This is a genomic window from Megamonas sp. Calf98-2 (assembly GCF_900110235.1).
In the GTDB taxonomy this organism is placed as follows: domain Bacteria; phylum Bacillota; class Negativicutes; order Selenomonadales; family Selenomonadaceae; genus Megamonas; species Megamonas funiformis.
In genome coordinates this window covers 38,143-50,974 of the sequence record NZ_FOCY01000008.1, presented here as the reverse complement: position 1 = coordinate 50,974, position 12,832 = coordinate 38,143, and the positions used below count along the sequence as shown (strand labels likewise).

21 protein-coding genes and 1 riboswitch are annotated in these 12,832 nt (G+C 30.6%); of the genes, 16 read left to right on the top strand and 5 right to left on the bottom strand.

The window, feature by feature from the left end; genetic code table 11:
* The first annotated feature begins 21 nt into the window (after window positions 1-21).
* The 4 genes from BMX03_RS03750 (at window position 22) to BMX03_RS03740 (ending at window position 3,010) form a co-directional block, all read left to right on the top strand.
* Window positions 22-1,551, top strand: coding sequence for a methylmalonyl-CoA decarboxylase subunit alpha (locus BMX03_RS03750; protein ID WP_008539956.1), 1,530 nt, complete (start codon window positions 22-24; stop codon window positions 1,549-1,551).
* 20 nt (window positions 1,552-1,571) lie between these two features.
* Entirely contained in the window at window positions 1,572-1,718 is a 147-nt protein-coding gene (locus tag BMX03_RS11120) for a hypothetical protein (protein WP_008539962.1), read from the top strand.
* Window positions 1,719-1,764: 46 nt separating this feature from the next.
* Window positions 1,765-2,139 (top strand): biotin/lipoyl-containing protein, encoded by a 375-nt coding sequence (locus tag BMX03_RS03745; protein WP_008539964.1) that lies wholly within the window; start codon window positions 1,765-1,767, stop codon window positions 2,137-2,139.
* A 100-nt stretch (window positions 2,140-2,239) separates the two neighbouring features.
* A complete protein-coding gene (locus tag BMX03_RS03740) occupies window positions 2,240-3,010 on the top strand; it encodes a 4Fe-4S binding protein (RefSeq protein ID WP_022227898.1) in 771 nt (256 codons plus the stop codon).
* A gap of 164 nt (window positions 3,011-3,174) precedes the next feature.
* Here the strand turns inward: BMX03_RS03740 and BMX03_RS03735 are convergent, their stop codons facing one another.
* From BMX03_RS03735 to BMX03_RS03710, 5 genes are all read right to left on the bottom strand, one after another.
* Window positions 3,175-3,687: a folate family ECF transporter S component gene (locus BMX03_RS03735; protein WP_008539967.1), complete on the bottom strand. Its 513-nt coding sequence runs from the start codon at window positions 3,685-3,687 to the stop codon at window positions 3,175-3,177.
* A 55-nt stretch (window positions 3,688-3,742) separates the two neighbouring features.
* Window positions 3,743-3,840, bottom strand: a riboswitch (THF riboswitch).
* Between the two features lie 65 nt (window positions 3,841-3,905).
* Window positions 3,906-5,105, bottom strand: coding sequence for a site-specific integrase (locus BMX03_RS03725; RefSeq protein ID WP_091693913.1), 1,200 nt, complete (start codon window positions 5,103-5,105; stop codon window positions 3,906-3,908).
* Between the two features lie 185 nt (window positions 5,106-5,290).
* The gene (locus BMX03_RS03720; RefSeq protein WP_091693911.1) at window positions 5,291-6,163 is read right to left on the bottom strand and encodes a DUF4352 domain-containing protein; all 873 of its coding nucleotides are present in this window, start codon (window positions 6,161-6,163) and stop codon (window positions 5,291-5,293) included.
* Window positions 6,164-6,176: 13 nt separating this feature from the next.
* Window positions 6,177-6,605: an ImmA/IrrE family metallo-endopeptidase gene (locus BMX03_RS03715; RefSeq protein WP_091693908.1), complete on the bottom strand. Its 429-nt coding sequence runs from the start codon at window positions 6,603-6,605 to the stop codon at window positions 6,177-6,179.
* Between the two features lie 9 nt (window positions 6,606-6,614).
* The gene (locus tag BMX03_RS03710; RefSeq protein ID WP_091693905.1) at window positions 6,615-6,998 is read right to left on the bottom strand and encodes a helix-turn-helix domain-containing protein; all 384 of its coding nucleotides are present in this window, start codon (window positions 6,996-6,998) and stop codon (window positions 6,615-6,617) included.
* Window positions 6,999-7,143: 145 nt separating this feature from the next.
* Between BMX03_RS03710 and BMX03_RS03705 the strand changes: the two genes are divergently transcribed.
* The 12 genes from BMX03_RS03705 to BMX03_RS03660 all read left to right on the top strand — a co-directional run bounded on the left by BMX03_RS03705 (window position 7,144) and on the right by BMX03_RS03660 (window position 12,828).
* Window positions 7,144-7,335: a helix-turn-helix domain-containing protein gene (locus BMX03_RS03705; RefSeq protein WP_091693902.1), complete on the top strand. Its 192-nt coding sequence runs from the start codon at window positions 7,144-7,146 to the stop codon at window positions 7,333-7,335.
* Window positions 7,336-7,470: 135 nt separating this feature from the next.
* Window positions 7,471-8,112: a hypothetical protein gene (locus BMX03_RS03700; protein WP_091693899.1), complete on the top strand. Its 642-nt coding sequence runs from the start codon at window positions 7,471-7,473 to the stop codon at window positions 8,110-8,112.
* A 35-nt stretch (window positions 8,113-8,147) separates the two neighbouring features.
* Window positions 8,148-8,612, top strand: coding sequence for a helix-turn-helix domain-containing protein (locus BMX03_RS03695; RefSeq protein WP_091693896.1), 465 nt, complete (start codon window positions 8,148-8,150; stop codon window positions 8,610-8,612).
* Between the two features lie 200 nt (window positions 8,613-8,812).
* Window positions 8,813-9,157, top strand: coding sequence for a hypothetical protein (locus tag BMX03_RS03690; RefSeq protein ID WP_091693894.1), 345 nt, complete (start codon window positions 8,813-8,815; stop codon window positions 9,155-9,157).
* A 1-nt stretch (window position 9,158) separates the two neighbouring features.
* The gene (locus BMX03_RS11115) at window positions 9,159-9,305 is read left to right on the top strand and encodes a hypothetical protein (RefSeq protein ID WP_167625246.1); all 147 of its coding nucleotides are present in this window, start codon (window positions 9,159-9,161) and stop codon (window positions 9,303-9,305) included.
* Window positions 9,302-9,469: a hypothetical protein gene (locus BMX03_RS11110; protein ID WP_008538035.1), complete on the top strand. Its 168-nt coding sequence runs from the start codon at window positions 9,302-9,304 to the stop codon at window positions 9,467-9,469. The genes BMX03_RS11115 and BMX03_RS11110 overlap by 4 nt, the downstream gene beginning before the upstream one ends.
* Before the next feature lie 12 nt (window positions 9,470-9,481).
* A complete protein-coding gene (locus tag BMX03_RS03685; protein ID WP_008538033.1) occupies window positions 9,482-9,676 on the top strand; it encodes a hypothetical protein in 195 nt (64 codons plus the stop codon).
* A gap of 70 nt (window positions 9,677-9,746) precedes the next feature.
* A complete protein-coding gene (locus BMX03_RS03680) occupies window positions 9,747-10,058 on the top strand; it encodes a hypothetical protein (RefSeq protein ID WP_008538032.1) in 312 nt (103 codons plus the stop codon).
* A gap of 2 nt (window positions 10,059-10,060) precedes the next feature.
* Window positions 10,061-11,014, top strand: a complete 954-nt coding sequence (locus BMX03_RS03675) for an ATP-binding protein (protein ID WP_091693891.1) — start codon at window positions 10,061-10,063, stop codon at window positions 11,012-11,014.
* A complete protein-coding gene (locus tag BMX03_RS03670; protein WP_091693888.1) occupies window positions 10,983-11,588 on the top strand; it encodes a hypothetical protein in 606 nt (201 codons plus the stop codon). The genes BMX03_RS03675 and BMX03_RS03670 overlap by 32 nt, the downstream gene beginning before the upstream one ends.
* 2 nt (window positions 11,589-11,590) lie before the next feature.
* Complete coding sequence (locus tag BMX03_RS03665; protein WP_091693886.1) at window positions 11,591-12,271, top strand: putative HNHc nuclease; 681 nt, start codon at window positions 11,591-11,593, stop codon at window positions 12,269-12,271.
* Window positions 12,268-12,828, top strand: coding sequence for a hypothetical protein (locus BMX03_RS03660; protein ID WP_091693883.1), 561 nt, complete (start codon window positions 12,268-12,270; stop codon window positions 12,826-12,828). The genes BMX03_RS03665 and BMX03_RS03660 overlap by 4 nt, the downstream gene beginning before the upstream one ends.
* Window positions 12,829-12,832: the final 4 nt, after the last annotated feature.

Here is a 12,832-nt window from a genome sequence, read left to right as displayed (position 1 = left end):
TTTTATTAAGGAGGTATAACTTTGGCTACAGTTCAAGAACGAATTGACCTCATGAATGCCAAAAAGGAACATATTTTACAAGCAGGCGGTCCTAAACGTGTTGCAAAACAACATGCTAAAGGCAAAATGACTGCTCGTGAACGTATTGAAAAACTTTTTGATGAAGGTACATTTGTAGAATTAGATCAGTTTGTAAAACATCGTTGCACTAACTTTGGTCAGGAAAAGAAAGATTTACCTGCTGAAGGTGTAATTACAGGTTATGGTACAGTTGATGGACGTTTAGTATATGCTTACGCTCAAGACTTCACTGTTGAAGGTGGTTCTCTTGGTGAAATGCATGCTAAAAAAATCTGGAAAGTACAAGAAATGTCCTTGAAAATGGGTGCTCCATGCGTTGGTATCAATGACTCTGGTGGGGCTCGTATTCAAGAAGCTGTTGACGCTCTTTCTGGTTACGGCGGAATTTTCCAGAGAAATACAGACGCTTCCGGTGTTGTTCCACAGATTTCTGTAATCATGGGACCATGCGCAGGTGGTGCAGTATATTCTCCAGCTCTTACTGACTTTATCTACATGGTAAAAAATACTAGCCAGATGTTTATCACTGGTCCTGCTGTTATCAAATCTGTTACTGCTGAAGAAGTAACAGCTGAACAGCTCGGTGGTGCTATGACTCATAACACTACTTCTGGTGTTGCTCATTTTGCTGCTGAAAATGAAGATGATTGTATCGAACAAATTCGTTACTTATTAAGCTTCTTACCAAGCAACAACATGGATGATGCTCCAGAAAGACCTACAAATGATGATCCATCCCGTATGGATGAAGAATTAAACACTGTAATTCCAGATAACGCTAACATGCCTTATGACATGAAAGATGTTATTCGTTCCTTAGTAGATGATGGTGAATTCTATGAAGTTCATCAGCATTATGCTACAAATATCATTACATGTTTTGCTCATTTTGATGGACGTTCCGTTGGTATCATTGCAAACCAACCAGCTGTAATGGCAGGTTGCCTTGATATTAATGCTTCTGATAAATCAGCACGTTTCATTCGTTTCTGTGACGCATTTAATATTCCTATCGTTAACCTCGTTGACGTTCCTGGCTTCTTACCAGGTACAGATCAGGAATATGGCGGTATCATTCGTCATGGTGCAAAAATGCTTTATGCTTATTGCGAAGCAACAGTACCAAAAATTACACTTATCACTCGTAAAGCATATGGTGGTTCTTACCTTGCTATGTGCTCTCGTGAACTCGGTGCTGACCAAGTTATGGCTTGGCCTACAGCAGAAATTGCTGTTATGGGTCCTGCTGGTGCAGCAAACATCATCTTCAGAAAAGACCCTGATGTTGCAGCAAAAACAGCTGAATATGTAGCTGAATTCGCTACACCATACAAAGCTGCTGAACGTGGTTACATTGATATGGTAATTGAACCTAAAGAATCCCGCCCTCGTATTATCACTGCATTGAACATGCTTGCAAGCAAACGTGAAGCACGTCCTGCGAAAAAACATGGTAATGTTCCATTATAATAAGAGGAGAGAGTTTTAAGATGGCAAATAATAATGCTCCTATCAGTGAAGAAATAGTAGCTGCTATTACTGCTGCTGTAGAAATGATGGTTGGTCATAAAGTTATGGCTGTTCGTATTAAACGTAGCGATGCATGGGTTATGGCTGGCAGACGCGATGCTGTTTAATAAATCATCAATCAAATAAAAAAGATAATTCTTGGAGGAATACGTCGTGAAAAAATTTAACATCACTGTAAATGGTAACGCTTATGAAGTTGAAATTGAAGAAGTAAAAGCTGCTGCTCCAGTTGCTGCTGCACCAAAAGCTGCTCCAGCTGCTGCACCTGCACCAAAAGCTGCTCCAGCTGCCGCTGCTGCTGCACCTGCTGCTGGTGACAACACTGTTACTGCTCCAATGCCTGGTAAAATTGTAAAATTAGTAGCTTCCGTAGGTCAAGCTGTTAATGCTGGCGATGTTCTTTTAATTCTTGAAGCTATGAAAATGCAGAACGAAATCACAGCTCCAGCTGCTGGTACAGTTAAATCTTTCGCAGTTAACGCTGGCGATAGCGTAAAACCTGGTCAGACTATGGTTGTTATCGGTTAATTTTAATCGATAAATTACAAAGAAAGAACCCATTAGTTAAGCTAATGGGTTCTTTTTGTATTTGTATATAATCTTTATATTTATAAATGGAGAGATTATTATGGATATTGATAAAGTTTATAATCTGTTTTTTAGTCCAACAGATACAACAAAATTCGTATTACAGTTTTTGAGTGAGCAAATAAGTCCTAATTATAAAAACATAAATTTAACATCAAGAAATACAAATTTAGATGATGTATCTTTAGCTGAAAATGATTTAGTATTTTTAGGTGTTCCTTCATATGCAGGTAGAGTGCCTATTACTTTTAAAGAACGTTTTAGCAAAATTAAAGGTAATAATGCATTAGCGATAGTAGTTGTAACCTATGGAAATAGAGCACAAGAAGATACTTTAATAGAATTATTTGATATGGCTAAAGAACAAGGCTTTAGAATTTTAGCAGGTTCAGCAGTTGTAACAGAGCATTCAATAATTCATGACTTTGGCAAGGGTAGACCAGATAGAAAAGATAAATCTGAATTGATAAGTTTTATGCAAAAGGTAAAAAATAAACTTCAAGAAGATGTTTTATTAGTAGATGAAATACCAGGAAATAGACCTTATAAAGAGGTAAAACTAGCACCAATGGCGCCAGATTTTGTAAAAGAAAATTGTGTAGCTTGTGGTAAATGTGCAAGTGAATGTCCTACAGGTGCTATTGATAGTAAAACCTATAAATGTAATAGTGAAAAATGTATTTCTTGCTTACGTTGTGTAAAAGTTTGTCCGATAAATTGTCGTTTTGTGGATAATAGAGTATTGGAAAATTTACGTGTTCATTTGACTCCATTGTGTAGTGAACGTAAAGACAATCAATTTTATTTATAAAAAAATACTCTAGAGCAATATAAGCTCTAGAGTATTTTTGCATTAAAATTGATTAGTGTCAGTGAATACATCGTCCCAGAATGTATAAAGAAAAACTATAACGATTAGAAATAATAAAAATAAATCACCCATGATAAAATCTCCAATATAAAATATATTAAATTTTAATTATTATATTTGAGGATAAAGTAGCGTAAAGGCTTATAAATATTATATAAAATGGCAGCTTTTATCGGTAATAGAAGAACTGATTTTACGATACGCATGATATAAAAAGAAGTAGCAGCATCTTTATACATTAAAGTAAGCCAGATATTGTTGAGAATACAATCAACAAATAAGAAAATAGTTAAATTCATAAGCAATAATTTTTTTAAAGTGATAGTTTTTTTATAAAGAAATTTGCCATAAATAAAACTAGAGGCAATAGCACTTATAGTAAATCCAGGAAAATATAAACCTGGCATAAAAAGATTGCTACCGATAATATCTGCAAGAGCTGACATAATAATAGTTTTTGTTGTGCCAAAACGCATGGCATATAAACAAATCGGAATAAAAGCAAAATCTACGCGAATGAAAGTGGTTTGAATGGCAAAAACATAAGTAAATAAAATTGTTAAAGCCATGAAAATACCACCATAAACGATAGATGATAATGATGAGTTGTTGTACATGAGATTAAACCTCCTTGATATTGCGTTGCCACATAGGAGGAATATTCCTTCATGTAGCAGCGGGATGCGATATTTGTACCGCAAGAAAAACTTTTCGTTCAAATAGCAACTCCCCGTCTATTTGACACTTAACGCACAAATATCTACTCTGCTTATAAAGCTTATTATATAAGGCTTTATAGATTGATATTATTGAATTTGTTGCCTTTTTGTAGCCATTATCGAATTTCTTGCATATATTTAGAAAAAATTTTAGCTGCATTAAGCTTTTCTTTTTCTGTGATATGCAAATAGATTTTTCTAGTGATGATATCACTGCTATGTCCTAATCTTTCTTGAATTATTTCTAAAGGGATACCTGCTTCTGCCAATAAACTAGCATGTGTATGTCTAATTATATGCGGATGTATCATTTTTTTCAAGAGTTTGTGTTTATTTATTCGATAAAATATTGCTTGAATGTTTTTAGGTAATACAGGTATTTCTATATTATTTGTTGGATTGTATTTAGTGAAAACAAAATCTAAATCATCTTTCTTATTTTGTGTACCATATTGTATTCTAATTTCTAATTGTTTTATTTTCCATTCTTTTAGAATTTGTATTAATATATCATCAATTATAATAGTTCTAATACTTTCTTTGGTTTTTGGTGTATTTTGACGAATATATTTAGAATTATTTTCAGCAAATATAGAAGAATTTACATTTATTTTTTTATTTGCAAAATCAATGTTACTCCACAGCAATGAGCAGATTTCTCCTATACGCATTCCTGTATAAGCCAATACTATCAACAAATAATAAAAATATTCACTATTACGCCCATTATAATTTTTAGCATAAGAAATTAATGTATTCAGCTCGTCTTTAGTTAGATAAAGATTTTGAACATCTATTTTTACTTCTTCGTATTTAGGTATTTTTGAATTAGTGGTAGGATTAACTCTAATAATATTATATTGTTCAGCATTTTTAAAAATCATTTTGGCATAAGAGTTTATTATTTTTAAAGTATTTTTAGAGACATTTGTGGATAAATTATTTAAAAATTGTTGATATGTGTATAAGTTAATATCTTTTATTTTCATATTGCCAAAATATTTATTTAATTTAGCAATTATAGCTTGTATATTTCTTTTAGTATATAGCTTTAAACCGATACAATGCCCATTAAACCATTCATCAGCGTATTCACTAAATGTAATATCTGATTCAATAATATTTTCTCCTAATAACAATTTATTAAGTATAGGTTGTGCAGCAGCTCTAGCTTCTTTAGCTGTTTTAAATCCACTCTTAGAAACACGTTTTCTTTTTCCTGTAATAGGGTCGCGACCTGCTTCTAGTCTATATGTGTAAGTAGTACCTTTTTTTCCTTGTCTTTTATAGACCAATATTTTACCTTGTGTTGCCATATTTAACAAGTCCTTTCTATAGATACTTTTGTTTGGTTATTTTCTTTTGGCCATTAATTTTATGTTTACAATAGATTTATAAAATAGATATTTGTTCAATTTAGTGTAATATTTAAATTCGGTTTTCCGAACACAATAGGTAATAAATAAAGGCTATTAAATTAGCCTTTATTTTTATGATTATACTATTTTTTTATTTCATCTATTACTAATATAGGATTAGCTTTTCCCATTCCTTCACGTGGAATAAGTTTCATCTGTTTTGCGTCTTTAGGTACATCAAATATAATTTTTATATTTTGTGCAAATAAAGAAGGTTGAATTTGGGTTAAATACCATGGCAATTGAAAATTATCAATTATATTAGCTTGAAACATTGCTGTTTCATCCATACTATAAATTCTAGCCTTATCATCATAAAGAATAAAGAAATTATTAGCTCCTATTTGACGTTGTGTATTAGCATTATTTTTGGCATTTATATAAACAATTAAAAATATACCATTTGCTTGTTTATTTCCTATAGTAGTTTGAGTTTCAGTATGTGTAACAGAATATTCCCAATTAGCAAAGTTAGTATTAGTGTTAAGAGATATAGTATCTAATGCTGGATATCCATTATCAAAATTACCTTCATAAGTAACTTTATTATTAGAATATTGCTTTCCTTGTCCATTTGGTATACCAGCATTAAAGTCGCCTTCATAATATAATACATTGTTTATAAATAATTTACCTTTAATTGGTACGTTTTTGTTATATTGTTCTACTTCATATTTTGAAGGTTTATCTGTATAAAATGTTGTAGTTCCTTTTTGTAGTTCACCGTTTTTCCAAATACCTTCGAGTGTATATGAAATATTTTCTTGATTAACTGTTTCAAATTTGCCTTGCCCATTTGGTAAATTATTTTCAAGTTCTCCAGTATATTTACCTTGTTTTTGCATCTCTCCTATTGTAATAGTTATATCTTTATTTTCAACTTTTTCACTGCAACCAACAACGAATAAACAACAAAAACATACTAATAATATAAATAATGTACATTGTTTTTTCATATGTAATTACTCCTTATAATAATGTGCTTAAAATTTTATGAACTTCTCTAGGGTCAGGGTCTTTCTCTAAAATCACTTTAGTGATTAAATCAGCATCCAAGTCGCTGGAATGGGAAAGTAAATGTATAGCAAATTGATTTGCTTCTTTTTCCCTACGACTGGGTACATAGTAACTCATATCTGCATGTAGGTAATATCCATATCCTTTATGTAAGATTGCATGTCCTAATTCATGACAAACAACAATCTTTTGCGATTCATATGGCAAATTAGCGTTGAGTGCAATAAATTTTCTACGCAATACTCTAACTAAAAAGCCACGTATTGTATTTGGTAGTTTTAATTGTAGTACATCAATGTTCATATAACATGCAATTTCAAACGGATTACTTGTACCGCATTTTTTTACTAAATTTCTTACCCGTACCTTGTAATTATACATTTATACCGCCTACTTTTTGCGTTTATTTTTCTTCTTGGCTTTATAAAATATAAACTCTAACGCATTTTTTATCTCTTGGCGGTCTTCTTCACTTAGTTTCATTACTTCGCCATCGAACATTATTTCTGATTGATTTAGAAATTTTTCAAGGTCTGCGGGCTTCTTATAGTTTACCTCTTTCTTATTTATTATTTCGACATCAGTGCCTAAAATGTAATCCGCCGATACATTAAATAAGGCACATAATTCTTTTAGTTTTTTTGTAGGTTTTGAATATCCTGTTTCATAGTGAACATATGTTGTACGATTTATTCCTAAAAGTTTAGCTACTTCACTTTGTGATAAACCTTTTTTCTCACGTAATTCACGTATACGTTCTGCTGTTGTTGGCATTATATCACCTCTTTTTATAATTATATGTTAAATTTTTTAACCTGAATAGATGTTAAAAAAATGAACAAAATATATTGACAAGTTCAAAATATTAACATATAATAAAAATGTAGTTAAGATTTATAACAGATTAGGAGATGAAAAAATGTTTAATATAAAAGAATTGAGAAAAAAAAGAGGTATAACACAAAAACAATTAGCTAATAAATTAGGAATTGAACGTAGTAGAGTTTCACAATGGGAAATAGGTTATTGTTCACCAAAAGCTAGTGATTTACCTAAAATTGCAAAAGCTTTAAATTGTAGAATTAATGATTTTTTTAAAAATAAGTGTTAATTTTATGAACATCTAGCGTGTAGCACTGACCCAGCAATAAAAAATTTAATGGCAAAAAAATTACTTTCCCCTAAAAAGTAAATAGTATTGCTGGGTGCGTGGTACACGCTAGGAAAAAAGAAAGGGCGAATAAATATGTTAACTAAAAATTTCAAGAGCAATAAATTTTATGAAGTAACTCGTTACTGGTTTAAATATGGAAATGAAGAAGATGCTTTAGAAAACACAGTAACTGTTTGGGATACTTTTGAAAAAGCTATCGCTTATATAGAAAGATATGCTACTGGCTTAAAATTTGCTAGTGCTTTTATTGAAGAAATAGTCGTTAACAAAGAAATAACCGCTGATGATTATAAACATGGCGATTATGAATATGTATCTACTCAAAAAATTTATGATGTAACTGATGATTGTGTTGAAGATTTTACAAAAGAAAAAATTTGTTACTTTGAAAAGTCTGAACAAGCTGATGAAACGCTAGAACAAGAAACAGAAATAATTAAAACTATGGACGACTGGCAAAAAAGTGATTTAGAATTCAAAGACTTTGCTAAAGTTGGAGATGTAATTGATGAAGGTATAGTAAATTGGTTTGCTGAATGTGTACCACCCATAACGTATAACTCAGATTTAATACAATGTGGGGAAGCTTATGGTCATAGAGATAATCCACGAACAGGTAGATTTGAAGGAACATATATAACATTTGCTAAAACAGGTGATAAATGGATTTATAAAGGACATTGCTTCTTTGGAGAGCAAAAAAATATTGCTTAGTTAATTTTATTATAAGTAAAAAGAAGGTGTAAACAGTGCAATATTCTTTCCATGAATTTATTAAACAATGTAGAATTAATGCAAATTTTTCAGTAGATAAAGCAGCTTTTGAATTAAATATATGTAGACGAACTTTGAATTATTATGAAAATGGTACAGTAGCTGTTCCTGATGATGTTGCTTATTCTATGGCAATTTTATATAAAACACCTGTAATTAAGTATTTATGGTTAAAAAATAGTAAATGTGGAAATGAATTACCAAATATATGGGGCAATAATCTTTCCGAAAAAATATTGAGTTTAGCTGTGAATTTAAAAATTTCAAATGATTGTTTACATGAATTAATGACAATCGGTCTTGATGGTGAAATTAGTATAGAAGAAAAACCGAAGTATAACAAAATAATAAGTAAACTTCGGCTTTTATCAAAAGATATTTTATTATTAAGATTTTTACCAAACAAAAAAGCTGAACCGTTAAATAAACAGTCCAGCTAACAGATAAAACTTTGTAATTAAATTATAACAAATATATTGGTGCGTAGCAAGCCATAGCAGAGTTATCAACATAACAAAAATAATCTAAAGAGCAAATCTTATAACGACAATCTTCTTAACAAATTTTAATCGGCAGGGAGGTTTGCAAGTGGTTCTGCTATGGTGCTTGGTACGCACCAATGAAAGAGAGGTGAGAATATATGGACAATGAAAAAATTATAGCTGGATTAGATAGCAAAGATTTAAAAGATAAAGGTGTTAGTGCTATTGAAGCGTTATTTGCTCAAATAAGAGCAAAAGATAAACGTATTGCAGAATTAGAAGCTATTGTATCTGGTAAAGATGATTATAGCAAGTATTGTTCACCTGCTGGTATATCTACTGCAAAACAAATTGAAGAATTTACAGGTTTAAAACCTAGTATGGTTAGAGAGCTTGGATATCGTGGGGTATTTGAAGAAATAAGAGAAGGCAAAATGGTGCGATACAAATTTAGCAGTGTATTAGCATTTGTTCAAGAAAAACCAAAATTAAAGGTGATTTAGTATGAAATGTTGGCGGTGCGGTAAAAAATTGAATAAAGGGCAGGTGCATATATTGCATTTAATATGCGGTCTTGCTGTTCCAGTATGTGCTGATGACCGTCAATGTTATGCATTTATTCAAAGAATAAAAAGGAGAAGAAAAAAATGAGAATACGTACTGTAAAAAATAATCGAGGCAAGAAAACAAATTTATTTCCATGTAAAGCCAAAGATGTTCTTAAAAACTTATTAGAAATAAATAGTTTATTACTAAAAGAAGGTTATAGCAAAGATTGGCATTATAAAGCTAATGGAGAAGTATTTCCATTTTAAGAGGTGTATACAATGGATAGATTAACAATAAAAGAAGCAATTTCGTTTTGTAAACAAGGTAAAGAGGTAATATTACGTAATGATGATTATGAGGACTTAGTTTTAGTAGATTATGAAGATGGATATTTAAAAGATATTGCAGGTGATTATATAAATCCTTATAAAGATTTATTAAAAGGTGATTATTTTATAAAAAAAGTTGCTTGAAAGACAACAGGTCAAACAAGCAACCACATAAAAAAATATTTGTAATTTAAGTATAACAGAGGAAAGAAAAATGGTCAAAAAAATTGTATTTCCTAAAATTAATAATTTTACTTCTGAAGAAGTTAAACAAAAATTTTTAGAAATTCTAAAAAGTATTAAGTTAAATATTAAATATGTAAGATTAGTAAATATTAGAGAATCATTAACAGGTTTAAGATTTTATATAAAAACTAAAAACTTTTTTGCTATTGGTGAGTATGATTGCATTGCTAATATCACAATGGCTAGTAGACAAAGAATAAATACTAAAAACTATATAAGCTTCTTATATAAAAGAAATGATTTAGTAAATAAATTGTCATATTTTGTAAAGGTGGAATAAAAATGATTAAAAAAGCAAGTGAAATTATAAATACTGATAAAAAAATTAGATTATTAATTGCAGGGTATCCAGGTATAGGCAAGACGACTCTTGCTTTATCTGCACCTAAGCCCTTACTAATTGATGTTGATAGAGGGACTGACAGGGTAGAAGCAAGATATAGAACAGATTTTATTCAACCAAATACCTATGAAGAACTTTTAGAGGACTTAGTACCATTTAATTTAAATGATTATGAAACTCTTGTAATAGATACAGGCGGACAACTTATTAAATTGATGTCTGCATATGTAATAAAACAAAATGCTAAAAATGGTCAAAGGGACGGTTCACTTAGTTTAAAGGGATATGGAGCAGTAGGACGTGAATTTGCAAGATTTGTAGATTATTGTTATTACCAATTAAATAAACATGTGGTAATAGTATTCCATGCTAAAGAGGAAAAAGACGGAGATAATACACGTCTTAGAATTTTAGTAGAAGGACAAACAAAGGATAATGTATGGCAACCAATGGATTTGGGCGGGTTTATGGAAATGCAAAATAATGTTAGAACGATAGGTTTTACTAATTGTGAACGTTATTATGCTAAAGGAACACATGGTATACATGGTGTGCTTACAATACCAGAGTTAAACGGAAATCAAAACGGATTTTTAACAAACTTATTTCATCAAATAAATGAAAATATAAAAGCTGAAGCTAAAGAAGCTGAAAAAGAGAAAAAAGCATATAAAAAAATAATTGATACTATAAAAGAAGCAACAGAAGCAATAACAACACCAAGTGAAGCAATGGAAGTTTTAGATTTAATAAATAATCAAAAACATATATTGACTAGTGAGAAGGAAAGTAAATCTATATTGTTTGATAAAACAAAAGAATTAGGCTTTAAATGGAACAAATTGAAGGGAGAATTTACAGATGAAGTATCTGATGACACAAAGTCTGCTTAGTTCTTATTTATATCAGTTTAATTGTATTGATGATTATGCAGAGGAAGCTCACCAAAGCTTCCTCGATACACTTAATAAAATATATAGTCCACCAAGCGAAGCAATGCAACGTGGAATAGATTTTGAGAAATTAGTATATGAGTATACTAATCCTAAAAATATTATTGATATATCTACTGATGAAATAACTGCTGCTATAAATATTGCAGACTATATACAAGGTGGAAGCTTCCAATATGTAGCTAGTAAAAATATAAATATTAATGGTTTAGATTTAGTTCTATATGGAAGGCTAGACGCTTTAAAAGCTGGTGTTATCTACGATATTAAATACACACAAAAATATAGCGTTGGTAAGTTTATAGATAGTCCACAGCACCCAATGTATCTTGAATTAATACCAGAAGCAAAAGAGTTTATTTATTTAGTAAGTAATGGTAAATGCGTTTGGACTGAAAAATATACAAGAGAGGAAACGCCTTCAATTTATCCTATAATACAAAACTTTTTTGAGTATCTTAATAACATGAATTTAATGCAAGTATATAAGGATAAATGGAAAAGTAGGTATTAATTATGGAAATAATACATGGGAAAATCATAGATATCACACCAGAGGGGCTATTGATAAAAGCCCCTTACACCAATATAGATAGAGCTTGTTTGCGTAAGTATAGCATGGTAGATATTGGACTTAATGACGGTAGATATATAAGTAGTGAGCAAAGAAAAAAAGCTTACGCATTAATGAACGATATATCAGAGTGGAGCGGATATCTTCCCGAATATGTAAAAAGATTGATGAAAACTGAATTTGTAGTAAAACGAATGCAATCGTTAAATAAAGAAATATTCTCGCTGTCAAATTGCGATATGACCACTGCAAAGGAATTTATTACTTACTTAATAGATTTCATTATAGAATACGATATCCCTACTAAACAGCCATTAAGTGAATTATGTGAGGATATTAATAAATATATCTATATGTGTTTACTTCATAAAAAGTGCTGTATATGTGGCATTAAAGCGGAATTACATCATGTAACAGCTATTGGTATGGGTAGGGATAGAACAGAGGTATTTCAAATTGGTATTCCTGTATTGCCGTTATGTAGAAAACACCATACAGAATGGCATACATTAGGTAGTGATACTTTTAATGCTAAATATCATGTAGAGTCCGTTAAATTAACTAAAGAAATTGCTAAAAAATATAATTTAACTAAAAAAAATATGGAGGTAAGAAAAAAATGAGTAATGTAACTATTAATAAGATTAAATATCAGGAAAGTTCAGGTAAATTAACTATTGAATATATGAGGACAAATGAAAATAAAAAGCCATCATATCATACATCTATATTTAATGATGAACCTGCACCAGAATTTTTTACAGCATTAAAAAATTTAACTAAACCAACATTAAATATTTTAGGATTAGGAGCATTACTTATAAAACGTATAAAACCTTATGCAGTAAGTTTCAAGTATGCAGAAGATAAAACAATGTCAGCAGTTATTTCTAGCATGTTTTATGTGCCTTCTGCTGATAGAGAGATAGTAGTAAATACACCTCTTATGAAATGTCCTTCTGATGAGGTAGAAGCAAGTCAAGCTGGGTTCTTTAATCAAGAAGCGGTTGACGCTCTTTGGGCATTTGAACAAGAAGCACGCAAGTATTTAGATGGTAAGAGAAATCAAATTTCCTTATTTGGAGAAGATACTGAAGCTGAAACAATAACTGATGATGTATCTGTAGTTGATGTACCAAAACAAAATAATGTTGTACAAATGCCAACAGTGGCACAATAAATAG

Bases quoted from the DNA above. Each gene is read 5' to 3' on its own strand.
- BMX03_RS11120 (WP_008539962.1), top strand. From the start codon at position 1,572: ATGGCAAATAATAATGCTCCTATCAGTGAAGAAATAGTAGCTGCTATT.
- BMX03_RS03740 (WP_022227898.1), top strand. From the start codon at position 2,240: ATGGATATTGATAAAGTTTATAATCTGTTTTTTAGTCCAACAGATACA.
- BMX03_RS03735 (WP_008539967.1), bottom strand. From the start codon at position 3,687: ATGTACAACAACTCATCATTATCATCTATCGTTTATGGTGGTATTTTC.
- BMX03_RS03725 (WP_091693913.1), bottom strand. From the start codon at position 5,105: ATGGCAACACAAGGTAAAATATTGGTCTATAAAAGACAAGGAAAAAAA.
- BMX03_RS03720 (WP_091693911.1), bottom strand. From the start codon at position 6,163: ATGAAAAAACAATGTACATTATTTATATTATTAGTATGTTTTTGTTGT.
- BMX03_RS03715 (WP_091693908.1), bottom strand. From the start codon at position 6,605: ATGTATAATTACAAGGTACGGGTAAGAAATTTAGTAAAAAAATGCGGT.
- BMX03_RS03710 (WP_091693905.1), bottom strand. From the start codon at position 6,998: ATGCCAACAACAGCAGAACGTATACGTGAATTACGTGAGAAAAAAGGT.
- BMX03_RS03705 (WP_091693902.1), top strand. From the start codon at position 7,144: ATGTTTAATATAAAAGAATTGAGAAAAAAAAGAGGTATAACACAAAAA.
- BMX03_RS03700 (WP_091693899.1), top strand. From the start codon at position 7,471: ATGTTAACTAAAAATTTCAAGAGCAATAAATTTTATGAAGTAACTCGT.
- BMX03_RS03690 (WP_091693894.1), top strand. From the start codon at position 8,813: ATGGACAATGAAAAAATTATAGCTGGATTAGATAGCAAAGATTTAAAA.
- BMX03_RS11115 (WP_167625246.1), top strand. From the start codon at position 9,159: ATGAAATGTTGGCGGTGCGGTAAAAAATTGAATAAAGGGCAGGTGCAT.
- BMX03_RS11110 (WP_008538035.1), top strand. From the start codon at position 9,302: ATGAGAATACGTACTGTAAAAAATAATCGAGGCAAGAAAACAAATTTA.
- BMX03_RS03685 (WP_008538033.1), top strand. From the start codon at position 9,482: ATGGATAGATTAACAATAAAAGAAGCAATTTCGTTTTGTAAACAAGGT.
- BMX03_RS03680 (WP_008538032.1), top strand. From the start codon at position 9,747: ATGGTCAAAAAAATTGTATTTCCTAAAATTAATAATTTTACTTCTGAA.
- BMX03_RS03675 (WP_091693891.1), top strand. From the start codon at position 10,061: ATGATTAAAAAAGCAAGTGAAATTATAAATACTGATAAAAAAATTAGA.
- BMX03_RS03670 (WP_091693888.1), top strand. From the start codon at position 10,983: ATGAAGTATCTGATGACACAAAGTCTGCTTAGTTCTTATTTATATCAG.
- BMX03_RS03665 (WP_091693886.1), top strand. From the start codon at position 11,591: ATGGAAATAATACATGGGAAAATCATAGATATCACACCAGAGGGGCTA.
- BMX03_RS03660 (WP_091693883.1), top strand. From the start codon at position 12,268: ATGAGTAATGTAACTATTAATAAGATTAAATATCAGGAAAGTTCAGGT.